Origin of the sequence: Desulfosporosinus sp. I2, assembly GCF_000960765.1 — a bacterium.
Taxonomy (GTDB): domain Bacteria; phylum Bacillota; class Desulfitobacteriia; order Desulfitobacteriales; family Desulfitobacteriaceae; genus Desulfosporosinus.
Genome location: NZ_JYNH01000069.1, coordinates 1 through 23,546, shown reverse-complemented (window position 1 = coordinate 23,546; position 23,546 = coordinate 1). Strand labels below are relative to the sequence as shown.

General features: G+C 44.1%; 25 protein-coding genes and 4 pseudogenes. 27 read left to right on the top strand and 2 right to left on the bottom strand.

Going from position 1 to position 23,546, the window contains the following annotated elements; translation table 11 throughout:
* Positions 1-80: 80 nt before the first annotated feature.
* From UF75_RS15380 to UF75_RS15355, 6 genes are all read left to right on the top strand, one after another.
* Entirely contained in the window at positions 81-332 is a 252-nt protein-coding gene (locus UF75_RS15380) for a hypothetical protein (RefSeq protein WP_197079422.1), read from the top strand.
* Positions 333-617: 285 nt separating this feature from the next.
* Complete coding sequence (locus UF75_RS15375) at positions 618-860, top strand: hypothetical protein (protein WP_045575472.1); 243 nt, start codon at positions 618-620, stop codon at positions 858-860.
* 239 nt (positions 861-1,099) lie between these two features.
* Positions 1,100-2,611 (top strand): TIGR02677 family protein, encoded by a 1,512-nt coding sequence (locus tag UF75_RS15370; protein ID WP_045575471.1) that lies wholly within the window; start codon positions 1,100-1,102, stop codon positions 2,609-2,611.
* Positions 2,608-3,831: a TIGR02678 family protein gene (locus UF75_RS15365; RefSeq protein WP_045575470.1), complete on the top strand. Its 1,224-nt coding sequence runs from the start codon at positions 2,608-2,610 to the stop codon at positions 3,829-3,831. The genes UF75_RS15370 and UF75_RS15365 overlap by 4 nt, the downstream gene beginning before the upstream one ends.
* On the top strand, positions 3,831-8,051 hold the full coding sequence (locus tag UF75_RS15360) for a TIGR02680 family protein (RefSeq protein ID WP_045575469.1): 4,221 nt from the start codon (positions 3,831-3,833) through the stop codon (positions 8,049-8,051). Before UF75_RS15365 ends, UF75_RS15360 begins: the two co-directional genes overlap by 1 nt.
* A 125-nt stretch (positions 8,052-8,176) precedes the next feature.
* Positions 8,177-9,550 carry a TIGR02679 family protein gene (locus tag UF75_RS15355; RefSeq protein ID WP_045575468.1) on the top strand — a complete coding sequence of 458 codons (1,374 nt, stop codon included), beginning with the start codon at positions 8,177-8,179 and terminating at the stop codon, positions 9,548-9,550.
* 308 nt (positions 9,551-9,858) lie between these two features.
* On the opposite strand, the gene UF75_RS26375 is transcribed toward UF75_RS15355, so the two are convergent.
* Together UF75_RS26375 and UF75_RS15345 are read right to left on the bottom strand one after the other, a co-directional pair.
* The gene (locus tag UF75_RS26375; RefSeq protein WP_156146471.1) at positions 9,859-10,080 is read right to left on the bottom strand and encodes a hypothetical protein; all 222 of its coding nucleotides are present in this window, start codon (positions 10,078-10,080) and stop codon (positions 9,859-9,861) included.
* Positions 10,081-10,397: 317 nt separating this feature from the next.
* Positions 10,398-10,628, bottom strand: coding sequence for a hypothetical protein (locus UF75_RS15345; protein ID WP_045575467.1), 231 nt, complete (start codon positions 10,626-10,628; stop codon positions 10,398-10,400).
* A gap of 71 nt (positions 10,629-10,699) precedes the next feature.
* Between UF75_RS15345 and UF75_RS28340 the strand changes: the two genes are divergently transcribed.
* The 21 genes and pseudogenes from UF75_RS28340 to UF75_RS29630 all read left to right on the top strand — a co-directional run.
* Complete coding sequence (locus UF75_RS28340) at positions 10,700-10,846, top strand: hypothetical protein (RefSeq protein WP_156146470.1); 147 nt, start codon at positions 10,700-10,702, stop codon at positions 10,844-10,846.
* Positions 10,804-11,133: pseudogene (locus UF75_RS15340) on the top strand (DUF3102 domain-containing protein); the annotation flags it as partial. The gene UF75_RS28340 and the pseudogene UF75_RS15340, both read left to right, overlap by 43 nt.
* Positions 11,134-11,149: 16 nt before the next feature.
* Positions 11,150-11,650 carry a M56 family metallopeptidase gene (locus tag UF75_RS15335; RefSeq protein ID WP_082075171.1) on the top strand — a complete coding sequence of 167 codons (501 nt, stop codon included), beginning with the start codon at positions 11,150-11,152 and terminating at the stop codon, positions 11,648-11,650.
* A 56-nt stretch (positions 11,651-11,706) separates the two neighbouring features.
* On the top strand, positions 11,707-12,249 hold the full coding sequence (locus UF75_RS15330) for a hypothetical protein (protein WP_045575465.1): 543 nt from the start codon (positions 11,707-11,709) through the stop codon (positions 12,247-12,249).
* A gap of 84 nt (positions 12,250-12,333) precedes the next feature.
* Positions 12,334-12,591 carry a DUF2399 domain-containing protein gene (locus tag UF75_RS15325; protein ID WP_045575464.1) on the top strand — a complete coding sequence of 86 codons (258 nt, stop codon included), beginning with the start codon at positions 12,334-12,336 and terminating at the stop codon, positions 12,589-12,591.
* A gap of 724 nt (positions 12,592-13,315) precedes the next feature.
* Positions 13,316-14,821 carry a hypothetical protein gene (locus tag UF75_RS15320; RefSeq protein WP_045575476.1) on the top strand — a complete coding sequence of 502 codons (1,506 nt, stop codon included), beginning with the start codon at positions 13,316-13,318 and terminating at the stop codon, positions 14,819-14,821.
* Between the two features lie 316 nt (positions 14,822-15,137).
* Positions 15,138-15,309: pseudogene (locus UF75_RS27230) on the top strand (DUF3102 domain-containing protein); the annotation flags it as partial.
* Positions 15,310-15,594: 285 nt separating this feature from the next.
* Positions 15,595-15,938, top strand: a pseudogene (locus UF75_RS27225) (DUF3102 domain-containing protein); the annotation flags it as partial.
* 62 nt (positions 15,939-16,000) lie between these two features.
* Positions 16,001-16,783, top strand: coding sequence for a hypothetical protein (locus UF75_RS15310; RefSeq protein ID WP_082075170.1), 783 nt, complete (start codon positions 16,001-16,003; stop codon positions 16,781-16,783).
* Positions 16,784-16,835: 52 nt separating this feature from the next.
* A complete protein-coding gene (locus tag UF75_RS15305) occupies positions 16,836-17,216 on the top strand; it encodes a DUF4440 domain-containing protein (RefSeq protein ID WP_045575475.1) in 381 nt (126 codons plus the stop codon).
* An 11-nt stretch (positions 17,217-17,227) separates the two neighbouring features.
* Positions 17,228-17,920, top strand: coding sequence for a DNA alkylation repair protein (locus UF75_RS15300; RefSeq protein ID WP_045575461.1), 693 nt, complete (start codon positions 17,228-17,230; stop codon positions 17,918-17,920).
* Between the two features lie 243 nt (positions 17,921-18,163).
* A complete protein-coding gene (locus UF75_RS15295) occupies positions 18,164-18,904 on the top strand; it encodes a Fic family protein (protein WP_197079421.1) in 741 nt (246 codons plus the stop codon).
* 322 nt (positions 18,905-19,226) lie between these two features.
* On the top strand, positions 19,227-19,439 hold the full coding sequence (locus tag UF75_RS15290; protein WP_045575460.1) for a helix-turn-helix transcriptional regulator: 213 nt from the start codon (positions 19,227-19,229) through the stop codon (positions 19,437-19,439).
* Between the two features lie 67 nt (positions 19,440-19,506).
* Positions 19,507-19,728 carry a hypothetical protein gene (locus tag UF75_RS29150; RefSeq protein WP_052693304.1) on the top strand — a complete coding sequence of 74 codons (222 nt, stop codon included), beginning with the start codon at positions 19,507-19,509 and terminating at the stop codon, positions 19,726-19,728.
* Positions 19,729-20,209: 481 nt separating this feature from the next.
* Positions 20,210-20,389 (top strand): antitoxin VbhA family protein, encoded by a 180-nt coding sequence (locus UF75_RS15280; RefSeq protein ID WP_045575459.1) that lies wholly within the window; start codon positions 20,210-20,212, stop codon positions 20,387-20,389.
* 10 nt (positions 20,390-20,399) lie between these two features.
* Positions 20,400-21,134 (top strand): Fic family protein, encoded by a 735-nt coding sequence (locus UF75_RS15275; protein WP_045575458.1) that lies wholly within the window; start codon positions 20,400-20,402, stop codon positions 21,132-21,134.
* Positions 21,135-21,810: 676 nt separating this feature from the next.
* On the top strand, positions 21,811-22,065 hold the full coding sequence (locus UF75_RS15270; RefSeq protein WP_045575457.1) for a hypothetical protein: 255 nt from the start codon (positions 21,811-21,813) through the stop codon (positions 22,063-22,065).
* Between the two features lie 209 nt (positions 22,066-22,274).
* Positions 22,275-22,436 carry a hypothetical protein gene (locus UF75_RS30140; RefSeq protein WP_242860253.1) on the top strand — a complete coding sequence of 54 codons (162 nt, stop codon included), beginning with the start codon at positions 22,275-22,277 and terminating at the stop codon, positions 22,434-22,436.
* A 240-nt stretch (positions 22,437-22,676) separates the two neighbouring features.
* Positions 22,677-22,904, top strand: coding sequence for a VWA domain-containing protein (locus tag UF75_RS30135; protein WP_242860252.1), 228 nt, complete (start codon positions 22,677-22,679; stop codon positions 22,902-22,904).
* Positions 22,905-22,977: 73 nt separating this feature from the next.
* Positions 22,978-23,274, top strand: coding sequence for a nucleotidyltransferase domain-containing protein (locus tag UF75_RS15255; RefSeq protein WP_034143222.1), 297 nt, complete (start codon positions 22,978-22,980; stop codon positions 23,272-23,274).
* 90 nt (positions 23,275-23,364) lie between these two features.
* Positions 23,365-23,546: pseudogene (locus UF75_RS29630) on the top strand (hypothetical protein); the annotation flags it as partial.

Here is a 23,546-nt window from a genome sequence, read left to right as displayed (position 1 = left end):
AGGAATTGCCTGCCGGCTATAAACCAGGAGAGCTGGTTTTTTAGAATATAAGGAAACAAGACTTTTCGGAGGTGAACAGTGTGATCATAGGTTTTGGCTTTGGAAATCCACTTCAGAGTATTATCATGCTGCTATTCACTTCACTCATCAGTTACGTTATTTATCGAAGCTTACGAAATGTAGGGCGTGGGAAGCAGAATCCTTTACTTGAAAGAGAGCAACGCAAACAGGATTATTATGCGCAGAGACAACGGGCACGGGAATACGCTCGCGAGTTTGACTTGACTGATGAAGAGATTGAACGGCGCTTAGACGAAGAAGATAGGATCTAACAGATTAATAGAGTTTTTTGATCAATATTCAAAACCACTAGCGAAAATAGAACTTACGGAGTCAGAAAAGACACATTATTTGCGTGAGATTAGCTTGGATATTAAGTATTTTGGTCGTTTTTACTCTAAAGCAAATTATCGCATAAAGGGCTGGACGAGGCGTTGATGAGGTTGTACGAGATATTAGGATGACCTTAAAGCTTTGAGAATTGCGCGAAATGTCTGTTCAATCGGAGCTTTATGAATACAATTGAATAATGAATTGTGTGAAGAAAGGAACACTGCATGGCTAGTAATATAAAAAAAGAAACAGAATGGGCTGAAGCAAAAAAGAAATGCAGACTGAACGACGAAACCCTGAAAATGGCCAGAGAGATGGGATTAAATCCAAGAAGTCTGATCAAAAATATCCCCAGCCCAAGCCAACAATGGAAGGCACCTGTGAGTACTTGGATTCGAGAGATGTATCAAGAACGCCTGGATAAGGCACGACAGAAAAAGGAGCGGAAAGAGATTTCAGCGGAATGATGTTCTTGCTATGAATTTCGAAAGTTGTTTCAAAGTGACACTAATTTGTCCATGCTTTTATGAGGCAACTGCTTCAAAGATTTGTCTACTCCCTGTGATATATTGAGACTATAGCAAGGATGGAGTAAATAGGGAGGGTTTAAATCATGGATCAGGTCCAGATTGTGATGGTTTTAGATAAGAACTTCTAATATGGAAAAATGAGTTAATAGACGAAAAACACTTTAGAGGTAAATGAAATGAATGAACAACTTCTTAAGCCTATTCAAGAAGCAACCTATTTGACGGTTTTGAACGCTTGGCGTTATCGCTCTATTTTGCGTTACATTTATCTACAACACGAACGACTACGTTACTACATAGTTCTCGAAGAGATTTTGCAGTATTTGAAGCAGGATCCGCATTTTCGAGAGTACACTGAGGAGCAGCTCCTGCAGGATTTAGATCAACTGGTTAGCTGGAAGAATCTTATACCGCGACAAGACACAGGACGAGTAGCTAGTATCGAGGAATTTAAGAAGCGAAAATTTCGTTATCAGTTGACACCCTACACAATTGAAATCGAACGGATGGTTTTAGGCCTTGAGCAATTGGGTTCAGGCTTTGGAGGATCACTGGAACGAACCCTTTTTGATCGCTTATTGGGTAATTTAATGGACCTGACCGTCGCCTGGGTGAAATCAGACGCTGTTTTTAGTAAAACGAATGAAGAAATTTATCTTCTCTGGCAAGACCTGTATGAGAACTTTCATCGTCTGACAGATAATGCGGCTGACTACTTGGCCCACCTGCATAGTGAAAAAGTAGAGGAACAAATGATGACTGACGCCTTTCTGGTCTATAAAGAGGCGTTAACAGAGTACCTCCGTAATTTTATGACGAGCTTACAGAGAACCTCCTTTCGGATTGAAGGCTTACTTGAGGAAGCCCCCTTGACCTTCTCTCAAAAACTCACGGAATGTGTCGCAGACTATGAACTGTCTATTCCCCGTCTGGACGTCCGTCCCAGCAAAGAGCAACTGATGGAACGTTTTCAAAATCAATGGGAAAGTCTTAGAACCTGGTTCCTGGGAGATGGCGGCAGCGAAAGCGATCTGCTCTATCTCCAGAATGCAACCAATGATACTATCCGCCGTCTAACCCGCTTTGCCCAGCGTCTTGGCGAAACTCATCACAATCTGCGCAACCGACGCTTGGATTATTTACACTTGGCTAAGTGGTTTTCCAACTTAGATACCGTACAAGAGGCTCATGAACTCTCAGCCTGTGTTTTTGGCGTCTTCCATACGCGCCACTTATGGGTCGATCGCCCCAAGCAGACGGAAAGTTTCGAAGTCGAGATCTGGGATGAACCACCCTCCGAAATCGAGATTCGGCCTAAGGTAAGAAACTACAGAGAAAAAGGCAGACCGAATGCGGTTGTTGATCAATCGGAACGCAAAAAAGCTGCCTTAGAGACCTATTTAAGGGAAAAGGAAATTGAACAACAATTACTTGATAATCTCATTCAAAATAATTGTATTGTCCTGCGCAACCTTCCTGAGCTGACGACGTTTATCCGTAAAACGTTGCTCACTTGGATCAGTAAATGCATGGCCAACCCTAATCGCCAAGGAAAAACGGAAACCGGACGCACTTTTTCCCTTGAGAAAGCCAGTGACCGCCAAATCAATTTACATTGCGAGGATGGTCTCTTAGCAATGCCCGATTACATCTTCTTGTTTGATGATCTGGCGGAGGCAGCCCGATGAGCGAAAAGCGAGGTTTCGACGAAGTGGCCAGAGAGGCCTTGATAACTCTACTTGAGAACTTTTGGATTCTCCGTGAACACGATCCGGAAGCCTATCAAATCATCCGGGATCGGGAAAATGCACTAAAGGATTATGTGCTGGACAAATTGGGCTACCATTTGATCGTTCACCGGCATTTCGCTAAACTAGAAAAAATCCCTGCTGTACCGGAAGCGTGGATGGGGATTGAGCATTTTCAACACCCCAGGGATTACGCTCTTTTGTGTTGCGTGCTCGCCTACTTAGAGAGCATCACAGGGTATGAACAATTTCTGCTCTCCGATCTCTGTTCCGAGGTCCAGGCACTTTACCCGGGAGAGCTGGCCCTCGATTGGCGCAATTATGAGCATCGTAAATCCTTGGTTAGAGTTCTGCAGTTCGTGACAGAACTCAAAATGCTGACCGTCGTTGACGGCGAACTTGGCACCTTTGGGAAGAATGAAAGCTCAGAGGTTCTCTACGAAGTTTCAGTCGTCAGCCGGTATTTCATGCGTTCCTATCCCAAGGATTTCTTCCAATTTAACAGCAAAGAAGACATTTTGGCTGCGGAGACATTTGAGGGAGAAGATGAACTGCTAGGCGCACGCCGACGCTACCGAATCTACCGGCAACTCTTGCTGTCCCCGTCTATGTACCGCAGCAATTCTGAGGACGCAGATTTTCTTTACTTGCGCAACTACCGCGCTCGCTTACAGGAGGACCTAGAAAGACACACCGGCTTACAATTAGAGCTCTACCGTAACACGGCGCTTTTAATAGCACCCGAACCGAAATCCGCCTTGACCCTCTTTCCCAATCAGAAAGGCATCTCGGACATCGCCTTGCAATTCGGCTCCGCCTTGCGACAACAATTAAACGAGGGGCATTGCAAGGCGGATTCTCTTGGTCGGGTGGCTCTAACTCCTCTTCAGTTTGAGCAAACTGTAAGACACTGTAAAGAACTTTATAGTTACGGCTGGAGCAAAGAATTTCGGGAGGGCCTGATTAAACATACCGCTGATGAACTGCTGGCGTTTCTCATGGACTGGACGTTTGCCCAACGTAGTGATGAAGGAGATTCAATTTATTTTCAACCAGCGCTTGGCCGCTTGACTGGGGATTATCCGCAGGATTACAAGAACAAACAACAAACCCAGGCTGATCGTGACGATGGTGATTGGATAAGGGAGGATAACAATTAATGCGATGGCAGTTAAACCGAGCTGGCTTATTCAACTTTTGGTACTACGATGAGGAAGAATTTCACTTTGCGGACGGTAAACTGCTTTTGCGTGGAAGCAACGGCTCTGGAAAATCGGTGACGATGCAAAGCCTGATTCCCGTCCTTTTGGACGGGCGCAAGACACCCGATCGTCTTGACCCCTTTGGTTCTCGTGCTCGTCGTATGGAAGATTATCTGCTCGGAGAAAAGGATGTAACGGATCTCGATGAGCGGACAGGATACCTCTATCTGGAATATCATCGACCCGGTACGCAGGAACATATCACCACGGGCATCGGTTTAAAGGCCAAACGTCAGGGTGCCCTGGAGTTTTGGGGATTTATTCTTCTGGATAACCGCCGAATCGGGATTGACATCCAACTCTACAAAACTGAACGAGCCCTGGATGGTAAACTGGAAAAAATTCCGCTCACTCGACGGGAACTGGAAAATCGGATCGCTGAGGGCGGCGAGGTGGTCAAAACTCAAAAGGATTACCTGGAACGGGTAAATCGCTACCTTTTTGGCTTTAAAACCGTTGACGACTATGACGATTTAATCAAGCTTTTGATTCAATTGCGCAGCCCTAAACTTTCCAAGGATTTTCGACCCACCGTAGTTTACGAGATCTTAAACGAGGCCCTGCCGTCTTTGTCGGACGATGAACTACGTCCTCTTTCGGATACCATTGAAAATATGGACCAGATTAAAAGCCAATTAGATCAGCTACAGAAGGAAGAGCAAGCGCTGAAACGGCTCCTTCGGTACTATGATCAGTATAACCAGAAAGTAAGGGCCGAAAAAGCCGAAGCTTTCTTGCGCACTCACCAACGTCTTCTTCAGACCACCAAGGCGTTGGAACGCTTACACCTCGAGCGAGAAAACGCTAAAATCGCCCTAGTCAGTCAGCAGGAAACAGAGACGATCCTTAAACGGGAACAGCAAGTTTTAGATGTAGAACGAGAGGCCCTGGGGGAACATGATGTTTTCAAGGCAGAAAAAGAGAGAGAAAGGCTCCTGAAAGAGCAACAAAAGAACCAGGAGATCCTAGCTAGTAAAAACAAACAACTGACGAACAACGTGTCTAAGGAAGGTGCGCTTAAGGATCAAATCGGCCAATTAGAGCTCAAGGAGCAGCACGCTTTAGCCACGATCCAGGAAGAACTTGAGGAACTCGACAGTTTAGCCGAGGAATCAGCCTTTCTAAATCATGAGATGGCAGCTGACGAATTCAACCGAGAAATTGATCAGACATTTTCCTTCGCCCTTTGGAAGAAGGAGGCTCTCGATTATCAAAGGTTATTAGAGAACGTTATGAAGCTCCTTCGCCAAGAATCCGGAGCCAAAGAGAGGTACCAAGAAGCCGATCTGGCGCTTAGCGAGACTAAAAAAGCCTGGGACGAGGAGCAATATCAGGAAAAGAAGTGGGTGGATCTACTTCAAGAGGAACAGTCCTCCTGGGTGGCTCAGTTGTTTGAATGGCAGCCTATGAATCAAGAATTACGCTTCCAGGATATCGAGCTGCAAACCCTTGCCCTGCGAGCCAGGTCGTTTCCGGAAAGCGTTAACCAAAGCACGCTGCGAGAACCGCTCTTGCAAGCGACGGATAGAGCTCGCGACAAGATCCGAAGAGAGCTGCTTAAAGTCAAACACGAGCAAGAACAGGTTCTGAAAGAAGTTAAAGTCAAATCCGAAGCGATTGAAGTTTGGCGTCAACGCCAGGACCCTGAGCCCGCAAGACATGACTTGACAAATCAGGCCCGAAAAATCTTGCAAGACATTAAGGTCCCGTTTGTCTCCTTTTACAGCGCAGTGGAATTCCACGATCATGTTCCACAGGCGACTCGGGAACGATTAGAGAGTGCCTTGAAAGAGATGGGTATTCTAGATGCTTTAATTCTTCCTGAACATGTTGTCAAAACATCCGAGCAAGAACAAGCCTTGCAAAATCTTCCCGTGCATGACCGGGTACTTAAACCAGCCCCCCAAATTCTCGCGCATACCTTAGCAGACTACCTTTATCCAACTCCCGTAGAGGGAAGTAAAGTGCAGGCTGGGGACATTGAGAACATTCTCCGGACCATCCTCGTTGCTGATAGTCAGGGAGAGAGCAACACCAGTTTAAATACCTGCGGTTCCTACCGGATTGGCGCACTAAAGGGACATGCTCCCCTGGCGGAATCTGCCTTATATATAGGAAAGGAAGCTCGACGGCAACTGCGCTTGCGGGAGATCAAGAAACTGGAGGATGAACGAGAACTTCTGAACCAACAAGTCCTTGAGCAAGAGAACCGGCTGAAGAGTCTGAACCAAAAGAGTGACAAGTTGGAAGAGGAATATCAAACCTTTCCCAGCGAGCAGTCTATGCAAGAAGCTTGGGATATTATCTATAAAGCCCGCCAAAAGCTGGAAATTCTAGGAAAAGACGTCCAGCGAAAAAATGAAGTCCTTCTTAAAGCGCTGGAAATTTGGAGAAATCTTAAAGCTCAGGTCAAAGAACTGAGTCGAACCTTAACCTTACCACTCGATGAGCTTTCCTATGGGAAGGCCCATGCAGAAATTTCTTCTTATCGAGAGGGCTTAACCAGGATTGAATCTCTATATCAGCAGGTGCATTCAACTCGGAGAGAGCGAAGTGCGGTTCTAGCTCATCTGGAAAACACCTCTGAGGCCGTAGATGAACTCCGGGGGGAAATCAACGAACTTAGAGATCAAGCCCAAACTTGCCAAGATTTATTAATTCAGGTGGAACAGCGCCTGCAAGATCTGGGCGCCGACGAGATTCGCGAGCGCATTCACAATGTGATCAAGCGGCTTAATGCTCTGCCCAGTGAAATAGAAACTTGTATTCAACAGATTAGCACACTCACTAGAGATCTAAAAGATTACGACCAAAAAATGCTCGAGAATGAGCGTGACCTTAGGTTAGCTACCCAACTGCAACAAGGCTGGGCCAATGTTTTTCAAGCGGAGGAAACCCTCCAAACCTCGTTTGATCATATTTCAGAAGACGAGCGGAACTCAAACTCTCAGCCAAACCCCTCAACACTCGCTAGCTCACCCTTACCACCAAGTCACCAAGGGATATTAATTCAAACAGCGGAGGGAATTATTAGCGTTCAGGACTCAAAGGAGACAAAATCGCCGGACCGGGAGACCCTGCGGGAACGGATTAATGAGGCCTTCACCAGGGAAATGGGTAATCTCGTCGAGTACCGTTTAACGCAAAACACCCTCTTCGAAACCCTGGCCGGACTCAATCTTCCCACGGAAGACTCGCCGGAATTATGGCTTAAACTCTGGGAGGAACTCCGCCAGAAAGCCCGTCGAGTTCAGCTGATGCTGGAATACGATGGCAAGAGGGTTAATCCCTATTACCTACGCGCCCAGTTAGAAAAAAACATGGCCTTGCAACGCCAACTTCTCAATGAGAAGGACCGTGAATTGTATGAAGAAATCATTATGAATAGTGTAGGCCGGATTATCAGGGGACGAATTCAACGTGCCGAGCACTGGGTGGAAGAAATGAATCGACTCATGGATGAACGGGATACCTCGAGTGGTCTCCGTTTTAGAATCCGCTGGAAGCCACGGACTGCTGACCATGAAGATGAAATCGATACCCAGGACTTAGTCGAGTTGCTCAAATCTGATCCACGGCTCTTAAAAGAAAGCGATATGTCACGAATCACCAACCATTTTCGAGTTAAAATTGAACGGGCTAAACAACAATTAGAAGTCAAAGGGTTCGGAGAAAGCTTTCACCAAATCATCAAAGAAATGCTTGATTATCGTCATTGGTTCGAATTCCGACTGCTTTTCCAAAAAGAAGGGCAAATTTGGAAGGAACTAACAGATCGTGCCTTCTTCCAGTTTAGTGGAGGAGAGAAAGCAATGGCAATGTACATTCCTCTTTTCTCAGCCGCCTATTCCCGGTACTCGGATGCTCGGGAAGATGCCCCGCGCATTATTTCTCTCGATGAAGCCTTTGCCGGAGTCGATGAAAATAACATCCGAGATATGTTTGACTTGCTAGAGAAACTGGGCTTTAACTATATCATGAACTCCCAGGCCCTCTGGGGTGACTATGATACCGTATCTCATTTGGCTATCGCAGAACTGGTACGGCCTAAGAATGCTTCCTACGTGACCGTGATCCGCTATAGTTGGGATGGTAAAGTTCGGCGCTTGATAGGCTAAGCGATAGGGCAGGCAGGTATGGAAAGCAAGCAAGCAAGAAAGTAAGTAAGCAAGCAAGTAAGTAAGGTTAGTAAGTAAGCCAGCAAAGGCTGAAGATATGGCCAGACGGAAAGGAAGAGACTGTCTTGAAATCGGATGAGCTGCAAAAGCTACAAAAAGCTAAAGACTACTTCTCCTCAACCAAGGGGTTTGCCCGGCTCTTCAAGGCCATGGCCCAAAAGTATCAGAGTTTAGGCCGCTGGGCTGGTTCGGTAACCCTAACCTCATTTAAAGACGAGGAGCGTGACGCCCTCTCAACCCTGTTCCGGGCAGACTTTTCCCGACGAAAATCAATCACGATTTCTCTGGAGCGCTTTGCTAAGGCTTTAGAACTCACAAAATTCAGCGGCATCTCTGCATTAAGTCTACTCGAAGAAATTCAGGGACAGTCGCTGCTCTCCAATTCAGACCGACTAGCTCATAAGGAACGAGCCAAAGCAACATTCTTTAATGACTTGGCAGTCCAATATCCTGAACCCTATTGTCAGCTTTGGCTAGAGGCTATCAGCAAAAAGCAGCCAGGAACCCGCTCAATTCAGACAACTTATGATACGCGATTTGACCAGTTAAGAGTCCAAATGCATCACGTGCTTAGTGCCCTGGCAGCCATCAACAAGCGTCATCCGAATAAAATCGAGCGCTTGCCAATGTTTGCCCGCCGTATCACAAAAGACCCCCACGGTTTTGACCCCAACAGCGATACTGGTCGAATCCTCCTTCAGGCCCTTAAGATTTTGAGCAGCCAACTGCGAGCAAGCGATCCGCTCACCCTCGCCTTATCCGGTGCTGAAGCATTGACGGAGCTGTATTTTTCTTTTGGCATTTTACGAGATGATCTCTGGAATTTTGTCACCTGTACAGGAATCACTGGAAGTGCAGCTGATAATCAGCTCCTTGGTTATTTAACCGAGGCTTACCGACAACAAGTAACCTTGAACCTGCCCCTCCGGGAAGTTGTCCGAATTGACAAGGCTTACGCAGCTGGCCAGGTGGTCTATGTCGTCGAGAATTCGGGCGTTTACTCAGCCCTCTTAGATCTCTGTCGAGATTTTTGTGAGGAAGAGGGACTTATGGAGATGACCCCCAATCCCCCTCTCGTCTGTACACATGGCCAATTCAAACTCGCCAGTTTGCTATTGCTCGATAAATTAGCCGCCAGCGGTACACTAATTTACTACTCGGGGGACTTCGACCCTGAAGGCTTATCCATGGCAGAACGGCTTTTACTGCGCTACCCCGGGCAAGCAAAAGCTTGGCATTACACCCTCGAAGATTATCAGCTTTCGCGCTCGGACCAGGTCCTAAGTCCTCAGCGCTTGAAACAACTCGACAGAGTCTCCTCTCCTGAACTCGCTCCTCTCAAAGAAAAACTTCTTAAAACTGGTCTAGCGGGTTATCAAGAAGGGATTCTAAGTGACTTGTGGTGTGATGTGAAACAGTCTATGCAGGAAAGAATTTGATAGAGAGAACAAACAAGAAATGAAAAAACCCATTTTAAGTGCTTTTTTATTTCTTATTTAGAACCCCGTTGGTACCCCCTTCACAGGAAATACCATGCGGTGCTATTCGGTTAAGGTTAGTGATTTGTTAAGATTCCTGTGTTTTATTCATTTCAGGTTAGGGGTGTGAACGTGAACGGTTGAAAGCAGCATTTTGATGCATTGTTATAGGGAATAATTTTGATACCTAAAAACATTAGGCAAAATCTAGTGTACTGTTTTTGGGAACGAGAAAAGACCCCCGATTTCCCGAAGATCCTATTGGCAAGCTATTTTGTACCTGCCTCTTCTAAATTTTCAATATCTGAGAAAATATCTAATCTCATACTTGTATTGTCTCTTCTATACTTCTCATTAAGTTTAAATCCTTGTTTTAAGTAGAAGTCAACAACACTAGGATTGTTCTTAGTATCTGCGTCTACAGTAATAAATCGGCATGCAACTCCGATTTCCCTCAAATCCTCAGTTATACCTCTAGCTAATTCAACCATTATAGATCCGATGCTTTATATTTCTTTTTATAATTTATATCAACGGCTAACTTACCAATTTTCACTGAAGGTATTGCTTCAAAATTAACAAACCCAATCTTATGTACATCTTTTTCTGAATTAGAAAGCTTGATTGAGTCAGTCGACAACGACATAAATGCAATAACATCAGCGTTTTCTCAATCCCAATGCTTCATCTCTTAAAAATTCGTTATACTCTTCAAATTCACAGACAAAATCACTCAATCTATAACCTTTAGACAAATCAACCAATTTAATCATGTCTTGCAAATCGTATATATTTTGCAACTTTAAAGTTACTTCCTTAATTTTTTAACTAGATCTGAAGCCCTTTTATTTCTAATAATAGCAATAGGAGAGGGCTTAGTCATCAGTTCTTTTATCACATCTTGAGCGTAATGACCTTCTATGACAGTTGCCTTTATAGGACTTGCTTTTACGGCATGCATATGTTTATTCCCTCCTCTAAACAATTTAATTACTTTATTTGCCTTGATCTCTGTATCAATACCGATCTTCTTGTCCATATCATATCACCTTCCAAATGCTGTTTCAATACTGTATGGTTAGTTTTACCAACTTAGAAGGAGATAATCATATGGATGTCGTTATCGGTATTCGAAAGGGCTTCTCTCAAAAGATGACGCTGACAAACAGGCAGAAATACTCTCAAAAGCGCTCCTTGATTGACATCAGGCCGGGAAAATCCTCCTTACCAGCGCCATTGAAATCGGCCGTCGCCTGAAGGAGGCTAAGGACCTGCTTCCCTATGGAGAATGGGGCAAGTGGTTGAAGGAATCAGTCAGTTACTCTCAGCGAACGGCCGATAGGTTAATGCAGCTCTGCGAAGAGTACGGGACGAAACTGCTTGCCTCCTCCGACAGTGACGGCCATCCAGATTCGTCACCGGTGACGAATCTGACCTACACCCAGGCGCTCATCCTCCTTGGGATCCCGGAAGAGGAGCGGGAGAAGTTTATCGCGGAGCATGATGTTGAGAGCATGACCAAATTGGAATTGCAGCAGGCTGTATTGAAATACATACAGTTTGGACAGAGATTGGGGGAGATCCGCAACATTTAGTTTGGAACAAATAAGCCATATATTGTTACATGAGCTATTACATTTCAAACGTAAAGACATCATGATAAATTGGCTAACTCAGGTATTAGTAATCATCCACTGGTTCAATCCATTAATCTGGTACGCCTTTTACCGAATGCGGGAAGATCAGGAAATTGCCTGTGACGCTTTAGCCATGGATCGAATCAATACGAAACAATCCAACGACTATGCTTATACGCTCATCAAATTGGTAGAGACATACTCTAAAACTCCGCGATTGATAGGATTGGCAACTTTATCCGGCTCCAAATCTCAGATCAAGAGGAGAATAACCATGATTAAAGAGTTCAGAAAGTCTTCCGTTAAATGGTCTTCTATAATTCAGGAGTTCAATAATTCCAAAATCACACGTGTCCGAAATCTTGATGTAAATCACACTTGGTTGTTCTATTCGCCTTCAATGACGGAAACGGAAGAACAATAGATTTTGCAGTTAACGGTAATGAAATAAGGGTATCTCGACATATCGGAGACACAAAGGTGGATTATATAGCTGAAAATCCAGAAATAAAAAATATTGTTACAAAATTGTACGACAATGCCGATACGTCCACCATAGAGGTCGCACAAACCCCTGATCACTTAACCGCCGAGCAAGCCGGGTATAGTTCCCGTTTTCCTAAACTGGAAATTATCAATGGAACGACCAAGCTCATTTGGACTAGGGGAGACGCCAACTACACTTCGCAGCCTGGCATGTTGATTGGTAATACAAATTTCGGCTTAGGAATTGACGAAGCTATGAAATTACCAGTCAGTGTGGTTAAGCCAGAATCACGGATTGAGTTCAAGGCTGACGAGGTTGCGGGTTTAGATAAGCCAACATACAAGGTTAGGTTAGTAGATAGCAATAAACAATTGAATTTGTATCCAATAAACCAAAACTCAATCGTTCTCCCCAAAGCGGAAGGTAAATATTTATTTCAGCTTCAGGTTAATTGGGGTAACGAAAATCACGTAATTTATTATTGGTTTCAGATAGAAACACAGTCAGCAACAGCAGTAGATTATCAAAGGTATTAGCTCTTCAGTGACTGTGACATTGCACAGGATGTTATGAAGGAGGGTTTTGAGGAGGTACTTTTACAATGACGACTAAAATATGGTTTGTGGCAGCTCTTACAGGGACTTAAGGAAATGACCCCGAATCCCCCTCTCGTCTGTACACATGGCCAATTCAAACTTGCCAGTTTGCTCTTGCTTGATAAGTTAGCCACCAGCGGTACACTAATTTACTACTCGGGGGACTACGACCCTGAAGGCTTATCCATGGCAGAACGTCTCTTACTGCGCTATCCCGGGCAAGCAAAAGCTTGGCATTACACCCTCGAAATTATCAGCTTTCGCGCTCGGATCAGGTCCTAAGTCTTCAGCGATTGAAACAACTCGACAGAGTCTCCTCCCCTGAACTCGCTCCTCCAAAGAAAAACTTCTCAAAACTGGTCTAGCGGGTTACCAAGGGATTCTAAGTGACTTGTGGTGAGATGTGAAACAGTCTATGCAGGGATTAGAGGGAGCGAAACTAAGGGAATCTTAGGCTTCGCTCCTTTTTCACATAGAATTGTCTGAGCTGAGTGTTATGCTTTACGCAGAGTAAGCTATGCAAGATAGACTATCAAGCAGAAAGTCCGTGCTAATAGTGTATAATTTAAAGAATATTGTAAAAAGGAACAATTGTTGGCAGGAATTTACAGAATAATGAAGAATTTAGGCTTTAGAAAGTGTTTGCAGTTATAAGAGCTAATAGAAATAGGATGCCAGATTTTCTGCTCACGGGTGACCCAAGTAATAAAAAAGTCAGAACTCAGCATGTAGAAGGTATACATAAAAAGAAGCTGAAGTAGCGAACCAAATTGGCGCTAATAGTTGTCTCAAATGTGGTGGGGAGTTACTCGCGAGAAGGGGTAGATATGGAGATTTTTAAGGGTGTAACAATTATTCGAAGTGTAGGTTTACAATTACTAACTAAGCAATGAATCCTGATTTTGGTAATAGTGGAGTCAATAGAGTATTAGTATTGATAAAGTCTATAATCCTACATTGCGATAAATCCCGACTAGTCAGCGAATACATAGAATGCGAGGTCATGATGGCAACCACTTATGAAAGATATCTAAAACTGAATCTTGACGGCTCCCGCGTTGGCTTGGAGCGTGGCGAGAGCGAAAGCAACTACTTCTGCACGCCCAAGGGTGCGAAAGTGATCGGCTGGGCCGGTGTGGATGGTATCCACTATTGCTTCGTGCGTGGCTTTGGCGAGATGGTGTTTGCCGTCAGCCCGATGAATACACCGGGAAACTATGTGCATCCGGTGGCAAGAGATTTTATGGACTTCCTGCGGCTCCTGCTGGCTTACGGCGATGCTGCGGCACTGGAGCAGGGATACTGTTGGGATCAGGCGCAGTTTGACGCCTTCCTGCAGGACAATCCTCTCACGAGTGAACAGCAGGCTGTGCTGGATGCCATTCGGGAGAAGCTGTTGCTCGCGCCTATGGAGCAGCCCTTTGCTTATATCAAGGAGCTGCAGGCCGAATTTGGTTACAGTCGCATTAAATATACGGAAGATTACTATGAGTGGGTTCCTGTCGAGCCGAAGATACCCGAATGGAAGGTTTACTTTGACGGCAATTTTTGGGGGCATTCTGGACGTGAAAGAGCCGTCAAGGAAATTTCTCTCGATAGGCAGTTTGTCTGGGACGATGAAGTCTGGCATATCCCAGCGATTTACACCTGCAGTAAAGGCTTTGTCGTGGACTTTTGCATACAGGTTCCAGCTGAGCGCATCCGTTCCTTTATGGACAAGTGGAATCTCTCTATCGAGAACGATGGAACCGACGTTACTGATGAGCAGCGGATACAGATCGACGCAGAAAATCCGCTGGCCATCAATATAAATCCGAAAGTCGTGTTGAACGGAACTGTTCTTTCAGGCGCTCATGGCTGCGGCTTGTCATGGAATCCCTGCTTCCCAGAGGGCAACGGCCTTGAGGCCAAGAGCGTGACCCAGCATTATGCCCTTGATCCTGCCTATGGCTGGGCAATCTGGCGCTCTGCTTTTCCTTGGACGAAGAAACGCAAACCGCAGATCACGACGCTCAGCGTAACACTGATGCAGGAGCCTGTCGCTATGTCGGGACCGCACTTCCATGTACCAGCGCCCGGTGAGCGCATCGAGTTTACACACCCGACCACCGGCGCACAGCATACGCTGACCGTGCAGGAATATGAGCAGCACGAAATGTCCCATGAGCATTTTGACAGCCAAAATCAGGAGTTCCCGACGCACTATATTGTGATGAGCTATACGCTCTCGCCGGATCTGCCTGAAGGTGCATTCACTGTCACTGATTGCATTCGTTCCGACCAACCTCGGCAGAAGCGCACCAATCCCAATGAGCCACAGGCATTCAACAGCATTTGCATCGGCATCATTGGTGGCGCAGATGGTCCGACTGCCATCATTTTCGGCGGCAGCGGCCAAGGCAAGCTCCATGTAGCCTGCTCCGCACTGCACTTTGAGCCGGTGGACGATGTGGAGTGGCGCATGGTGTTTCATGAAAAAAGACGCGAAGATGTTACTGTGGAGCTGATGTGAACCTGATCTAAGAGATTACAAGCATTTTGTGCAGCAAAACAAGCCGGTGCGCTTTGGGGGATTTCTCCCAGGCGTGTTGCGATCTTAGGTAAGAAAAACAGTATACCTAATGTGAAAACGGGGGCAAGAGCCGGGTCGTATCGTGAAACATATCAAAGCGAAAGCAACAGAAAGACAACGACGGAAATAAGAGGTGGGCCTATGCTCCGAACCAGCTGACGTTAGCTGCTTCGGACATGATCTCGGCTGGGGTTTGCGCCCCCCAAGTCTTCACTATCCGAAGCCTGCCTGCGTATGCTGTAATTAGAGCTATTAAAGCTATTCCCGGCGCACAGCCAGCAGTCTGATGCAGCTTTGAAGAATATGGAGATCAACTGTTTGCTTCCGGCGCTGACGGCGGCAGGTCAAATTCGTCGGCGCCGACGAATTTGACCTGCTGCCAGGCCCTTCTCCTTCCGAGGATTCAGGAAAATGAGCGGGAGAAATTTACTTTTCGAAGGCCTTTCCAGAAATCGCTTTCGTCTATCTGAAGTTGCTTGCGTAAAATGCTATCCCATAAATTCAGATGATATCCCTTATTTCCTTGTATTTATGAGGAATTATATTCAATTGCTCACTTGGAAAAAGCTATCCCCTCGAAATTTACCTTAAGCTGGCCTATTCTGCTGGGCTGTAAAGTGACGGCAGTGGACTTTTCTTGGAGGAGGTTTGTCACACGCATAAGCCTGGCCCCATATTCTGTTAATAAAGTAACAGAAAGGGCAGATAGTCTTATGAAGGATTTGATCACAGATCGCACGCCGCTTGTGATCGGCGGCTGATATAAACACGATCAGACACCAGGCTGGGAAAATTCTCCTTACCAGCGCCATTGAAATCGGCCAGCGCCTGAAGGAGGCTAAAGACCTGCTTCCCTATGGAGAGTGGGGCAAGTGGTTGAAGGAATCGGTCAGTTACTCTCAGCGAACGGCCGATAGGTTAATGCAGCTCTGCGAAGAGTACGGGACGAAACTGCTTGCCTCCTCCGACAGTGACGGCCATCCAGATTCGTCACTGGTGACGAATCTGACCTACACCCCAGGCGCTCATCCTCCTTGGGATCCTGGAAGAGAAACGGCGACCACCTGGTCGTAATCCTCAAATGTCGGTGATTTCTGTTTGGATTGTCATAATGATTATATGGTTGAGTTACTTAGTGTAAGCAAGATGGATGACTTTCCAAAGATTATATCAGGCTATGATGCCGATGGGATTATACATCGATTTGAGATTTCAAATATGATTATGCCAGGGTTTTCCGTATGGAAAGCAGAAGAAATGGAGGGTGGTTATCAGTTTGAGATACTCGTAAAGCCTGAAGAAAATCAGGCAGTGGCAATTGAACATTTGCATCAGAAGATATTGACTGGTCTTGGATATAAAACGCTTACACATTTGTCGGATAGGTATTTTATAGATAATGCAATTCAAATCGACAAGGAGCAATATAGCCTTAATAGCGTTGGAACATGCCGGATTCAACATGCTGAAGAAGAAAATCAAGTTTATCTGGTTATAGATGGAAAGAATATTCCTTTACATGATTTTGGACGGGCGCTCACAGCTTTTGACGGTTTTAATATGGATTTTCAGATGAGGGATCTGTCCGAAGAAGTCCATGGAAAAGATACGGTACTAAGAAGGGTAAGTATCAATCCAGATGTTATTATTGAGCATTTTGAAAGGTCTTTGAGTTGGTTTTTGGAGGGCGATTTTTTAAGTTACAAACATGAAAGTGCTTGTGGAGAAGCCTTGTTTGAAAGGATAGATGAACTGGAGTTACTTTGCAAGTATGGTAATAAAGAAGAGGCTGTCGAAGTCGGAAAAAGAATGAAAAAGCGACTTATATCCGTTGAACATGATACGGATGATTTCCCTGAGTATCTTTTGACGATGATTGACCAAGTGATTGGAACTACTTAATGTCATATAGAATCTACAGCGCAATTTTTCATGATGGAGGTGAATATTGAAGATGGTATCATTACTCTATGAACAAATATATGATCTGGAAGATAGACTGTTACAACCTGAGATTCGTCGATCTAGAGAGGAAATTTCAATGCTTCTAGCTGACGATTTTGTTGAATTTGGAGTTTCCGGGCGCACATTCGATAAATTACAAGTTGTCGAGGAATTACCTCATTCTCCTGCAGTTCCAGTGATTATTGAGGATTTTCAAGTGAAAGTCTTATCGCCTGATGTGGTACTAGCTACCTATCGGGCAGTTAAGACCAATGAATCTAGAGAAGAAATGAGGAATTCATTGCGCAGTTCAATTTGGAAGTTCTTCGATGGAAGGTGGCAAATTGTCTTTCATCAAGGAACCAGAACAATGGAGTCCTGCAAGGAATGAGGTAAAACGATATGAGCGCTCTAGAAGAAGAGATCCGGCGCCGGCTATTCGAGCTGCAGGATCTGAAATACAAAGAGTTTGCGTGCAAACTCATGCCGACGGTGAACCCGGAAACCGTGATCGGCGTCCGCACGCCGGATCTGCGGAAGCTTGCCCGGGAATTTTCCAAAACGCAGGAGGCTTCGGAGTTTCTTAAAACTCTGCCGCACGGGTATTATGAAGAAAATAACCTGCATGGCTTCCTCCTTGAAACGATCAGGGATTATGATGCCGCCGTTGCCTCTGTTGATGAGTTTCTGCCGTACATAGACAACTGGGCAACCTGTGACCTGATTTCACCGAAGATATTTAAAAAGCATCTGCCCGAACTCTACGAAAAAATCAAAGTCTGGCTGATATCCGGCCGGACCTATACGGTGCGCTTCGGGATCGGAATGCTGATGAGCTTCTATCTTGATGACGCTTTCCGGTCGGAGATGCTTGAACTTGTGGCGGGTATCCGGTCGGAGGAATACTATGTCAAGATGATGATCGCCTGGTATTTCGCAACGGCATTGGCCAAGCAGTACGAAGGGGCTGTGCAGTATATTCGGGAACAGCGTTTAGAGAAGTGGACGCACAACAAAGCTATCCAGAAAGCGGTTGAGAGCTATCGGATCGGCGACGAAGCAAAGGCGTACCTGCGGACGCTGAAAGTAAAATAAGGCTGGGCACGGAGCTCAATGAGCGGTAGCAGGCAAAAATTATATACACTAAGCTATGAAGAAAAATAGTACTTATTACACTTCAGCTTTGGCGCCTTGATGAAGGACTTTCTGATGATGATATCAAAAGTCAGTAGAACTAAACCCGTTGAGTTTGCATGACTCAGAGCAAAAACCAAGTGATATTAAGTAAAAATGTGGTATAATTAGTATAATACAGTATAGAAAAGGGTGATACTCCTAATGCAGAGGTTACTGGAACGATTGTGGGAAGAAAAAGAGATGAAGCTAAAGGGTGGTCTGTACCATCAGACTCAGGTCAAACTCGCTTTCAATTCGAACCGGATCGAAGGCAGCCGCCTGTCCGAGGATCAGACCCGATACATTTATGAGACAAACACAGTCAATATGGAACCGGATGAAGCGGCAAATGTTGACGATATCATTGAAACAGTAAATCATTTTTCCTGCTTTGATTATATGCTTACCCATGCGGACGAGGAACTGACAGAGGATATGATTAAGGAATTCCACCGGCTTCTAAAAAGAAATACTTCCGATGAACGCAAAGAGTGGTTTCGTGTCGGAGACTACAAAGCCAGACCGAACGTAGTCGGTGATATGAAAACAACTGCTCCCTCAAAGGTGGCCGGAGAAATTCAAAAACTGCTTGCCGATTATCATCAAAAAAATGATATTAAAGTTGAAGATATCGTGGATTTCCATTTCAGGTTCGAAAGCATCCATCCTTTTCAGGACGGCAACGGCCGAGTAGGGCGTATCATTATGTTTAAAGAATGCCTTAAAAATGATATCCTCCCTTTTATCATTGACCATGAACATAAGCTGTTTTACTACCGCGGTCTGAAGGAATACAAATCTGAAAAGGGATTTCTCAGGGATACTTGCCTATCATCGCAGGACCAATACAAAGTGATGGTTTTGTATTTTTTTCCAGACCTAAGCAATCCGGTTCTGAAATAAATGAGTCCCAGTTCCCTTCTTTCGGTATAGTGAATAAGTCAATGTGCAAAATAGCCTTCTAAATATAATCACGGAAAGAACCATGGTGCCTGACACCAACCTATCTTCCCGCTACTCGGATGCTCGGTGACCTGGTACTTCCCGCAATTTGTCGAACTCATTAAGGGGTCTTCTGGATGTTGTCTTTTTTCTTTCATATAAGTGATACGGATACTGTTATTCTTCACCCCGATAGTGGTTTACACTCACTATTTATGCGTTTTTCGCATAATAATCAATATGCAATTATCGCATACTATAAAATAGTGTTGGTGTGAATGCATTGTACCAGCGATTGCGAGATTTACGAGAAGACAGGGATTTGACTCAGCAAGAGCTTGCCACCATGCTAAAGGTCAGCCAAACAACCTATTCCAGATATGAAAGCGGTGTCCTTGATATTCCTAGTACCTCGCTTATTAAACTTGCTGAATTCTGTAAAACCAGTATCGATTATCTGGTGGGATTGACCAATAATAAAAGGCCCTATCGCTAAGAGAAGCGCTAAATAATATTGCACCATATCAATTCACTACAGAAGTCCAACCGGGCACTTGAGCAGGATGTCGCGAAAAAGCAATTGGAGTATAAAAGCTCAAAGAAAAGACAGGTTACAAGAGCATCCAAAGGAAGCAGAACTCTGGCAGAGGGAAGCAATCCAGAAGGGAAGGGTAGAAGGAAGGGTAGAAGTTGCGAAGAATCTTTTGGACTTAGGAATGGAGATTTCAAAGATAGCTAAAGCAACAGGTATGACGGAAGAAGAAGTTAAAGAGCTAAAAGATTGAGACTACTGATCGAGGGAGGGGTCTGCTCCCTATAGGGGGCCCTAGGAGCACCAGTGCCTGTCGAATCAGAAAAAGCTATCCCCTACACTATGGAAGTGTGGGGCGATTTTTTGTCCGCAATTTGCTTTTCCGCCAAAGGGGACTGTACATAGATTAACGGTGTTAATTGCCTGAGAGTAAATAGATAAGTTGACCAAAATACGTAAATAGAGGTAAGCGCTTAACGGAACAATAAAACTGATGGACTACTGGTGCCAGTGGATCACGGGTGAGTTTACCTTAAACGTTCATAGCCAGATCATCGGGGTTAATCCCCATGAGTTAGAGTCATACGACTTTGCCCCGCGGCAAAAAGTATAAAAAGTGCTGCATAAAATATGAATAATAAACGCCTTTAGTCAATAAGAAAGGGACGATGCTGTGGCTGTTTTGTAAATTTGACTGCAATTTGTGATATAATATTATTAAAGGAGTTGATTGGATGTCTCCAGAATTGCACGCACGGCGTTTAGCGGCAGTGAAACTTGCCAACGCCGTGAATAAAATAGAAGGCGTCCCTGTCTCGACCCAAGCAAAAAAGCTCTCAGCCCGGTGGGTGCGGGGAGAAATTTCTGGTGCAGAAATGAAAGCAATGCTTATCGCAAAGCATAAACAGAGTTAAGGGATTGCTTATGAATGATCCGTATCTTTATGAAGGAAGCTCTATCCTGCGCAATTTATTAAATATCCACGACGAAAAAGAGCTGGATGTTGCCGAGGCGGAACTCTCGCAAGCCAACATGATGTTGCTGTATGAGCAGGGCTTTAATGTTTTTTCTACACAAGGCATAAAGACAATTCATAAGGTTCTGTTTGAAGATGTATATGATTGGGCAGGGGAATTCCGGACTATAAACATCCAAAAGCGTGAACCTCTATTAGCAGGAATAAGTGTCTGGTATTCTGATGCCGATAATATCAAGAAGGACTTGGATTCAGCATGGAAAGCATTAAATAAGATAAAATGGCGCAATTTGAGCCGCGAAGATTTCGCCGCTCAGATTGCCAGGATGTTTCCTCCGTTGTGGCAGGTACATCCTTTTCGTGAAGGAAACACGCGAACCATCGTAATGCTTATGACTTTCTTTGTTGAGCATTACGATTATTACTTTGATAAAGAGCTTTTGGCTGCCAGTGCCGGATATGTCCGCAATGCATTTGTGATGGCCAGCCTTGGTCAATATTCGGAATTTGAACACCTTGAGAAAATTTTGCTTGACGCCATCTGCACAGAGCCAATCGAATACACGGACGATTTGGATCAGGAGGAATCAGTTCCTCAAGGTGAAAAGTATCAAAAATATAAGACGGACTACAAACCTGTCGCACATGAATACCGTGTAGACGACGAAGAAAATAAAAAGTAATTCATACTACCTACGAACAACCACACGGTTGTCGGTTCGATTCTGACGATGGCTCCACTGAAATCAGAGGTAGAAGTGTGGATTAGGTAACTTGAGAAGAACTTGATTTATAATACCTTATCAAGGGCAAAAAACATGACGACAATTTTGACGACAAAGACGATAAAAAATGAATCAAAAAGACAAAAGGTTAATCATATCTAAAGCTTTAAAACCTTGTCAGACAAGCCTTTATGATGTTAGAAAGAATTAAGTAAAAGGGTAGGAATCGAATTCCCGAGCCGAGGATCGCGAGTTCGAATCTCGTCGTCCGCTCCAGATGAAATGTTGGCACTGCAAGGGATTGCAGTGTTTTTTTGATTAAATCAAAACATTATAAAACCCTTTTGAATGCAAGTTTACTATTTCACATCCTTTCCTCCGAATTGACAGGCCGCTTGAATTTCGGCATGTCCGTTCGGGAACGGTAGAAGGCAGTGAAGGAGCGGGAGCAAGATCTTCAGGTCCGGGAACAGGCATTTCAGGATACATAAAGATACTACTCAGGGCCATCGAGAATGCGAGACGTTCTACGAAGTTCTTATTCCCATTTATTTTCGTTGACTAGGGTTGGCTATTGAAGCTTTGATTTTTATGATATACTAATTTATACTAAATTTTGGGAAGGCGTTTTTATATGAAGTGGAATGAGGTAAGAAATATTTATCCCAATCAGTTTGTTAAGTTTGAAGTTTTAAAATCACATATTGAAAACGACAAGGAGTATGTGGATGAAATAGCCGTAATTGGGCCTATAGCAGATGATAAAGCAACGCGTGAGCTTTTGGAATCTAAGGATAATGTTTTGATTTATCATACTGCAAATGAAGTAGTAGTGATAAAGTTGAGAACGAGAATTGGATTGAGGAGAGCATTAAGAACTGCGCATTGAATATAGAGATGGATTGCTTTTTACTAGTATTGAAATTACATATAGAGGGAAAACGAAGCAAATAAGCAATGTTGTAATAGATACAGGTGCCTTGCATTCCCTGTTAACCCAAGATTGTGTTGATGAAATAGGTATACGAATAAGTGGTGAGGATGAAATTGTTACCTCTTATGGCATAGGGGGGAAAGAAACATTCTTTTGTAAAGAAAGTGGACAAAGTCGAGGTCGGAGAATATTGCATTAATAATTGTTCATTGGATTTTACAAGCTACATTTACAAAGATATTAATGGACTTTTAGGATTGGATATGCTGCTAAATGCTGGGTTTATCATTGATCTAGAAAAGTTAAATATGTACCTGCAAATTTGATGTTGCAGGATATTTTTTTATAATGCACCTTTCCTTTGGAGGAAACTGATTCTATCGAAAGAGGTTTCATATTAGTTAATGGGTCTTAATTAACCGAAGGCCATACCTTGCCTCACTTATAAAGTAAAACTCTTCATCATTCGCTACAGCAAGTATTTAAAGGAAGAAAAGAACCTGAAACCCATCGTCTTTATCGATACCGAAATTGAACCGAAAGTGGAAAAATACTTGATATCGGCGGTGTCAAGGGCGTTGGCAGTTCGTTTCACTCCAATTCTATGGTTGACTTTGTTTTGGCAATTCGTAGGAATTGGGCGAGAAAACTATGGCATCCTCGAAAAGTTAGATACCATGGAAAGCAGAGTAGTCGATAATGCAAACTTTTTTGCCCTTGATGATATTGACAGGATATCAGACGAACAGTTGTACGAGAGACTATTGAATGAATTCCCACACTTGTTGGGTTAAGATAGCAATGCTTGTGTTTATGTGGTAAAATTTAACTATAATATTATTGTAGAAAAATAAGAAGGTGATAGAAATGCTTGGGCAGACTAATCAAATATCTCAGTTGGAAGACATTATGGTTCGTAACAATTTTTTTGAGAAATTCGGCTTGAGTAGAATAGGCGTATTTGGATCAACTGCCAGGGGAGAGGTATCTAATGACATTGATATTCTCGTAGAAGACAATGTTGATTATCGGTTGCTTTCAGTCCTGAAAAATGAGCTACAATTGCTTACAAATAAGCGTATCGATATTGTTATAGCCAAGTATGCAAATCCAATAGTGCTTCATAGAGCAAAGAAGGAGATCATTTATGTTACCATGCATTAGGAACGACCTCATGTATCTTTTAAACCTGCTGGAAAGTATTGAGAAAATCCTTCTATATTCCAAGGATTGTTCCGATGCTGAGCCGATCAAATGAATTTTAGAGTTGTTCATGACTATATAAATATTGATACTTTTATGGTATTCGATATAATTAAAAATGATTTGCTAAAGCTGAAGAGAAAACTAATGGAAGTAGTGGCACTAGAGCTTAGTAAAGGTAATCTTGACAAAGAGGAGTACGAGGTAGCTAAGCGGAGCTTCTACTACAGACC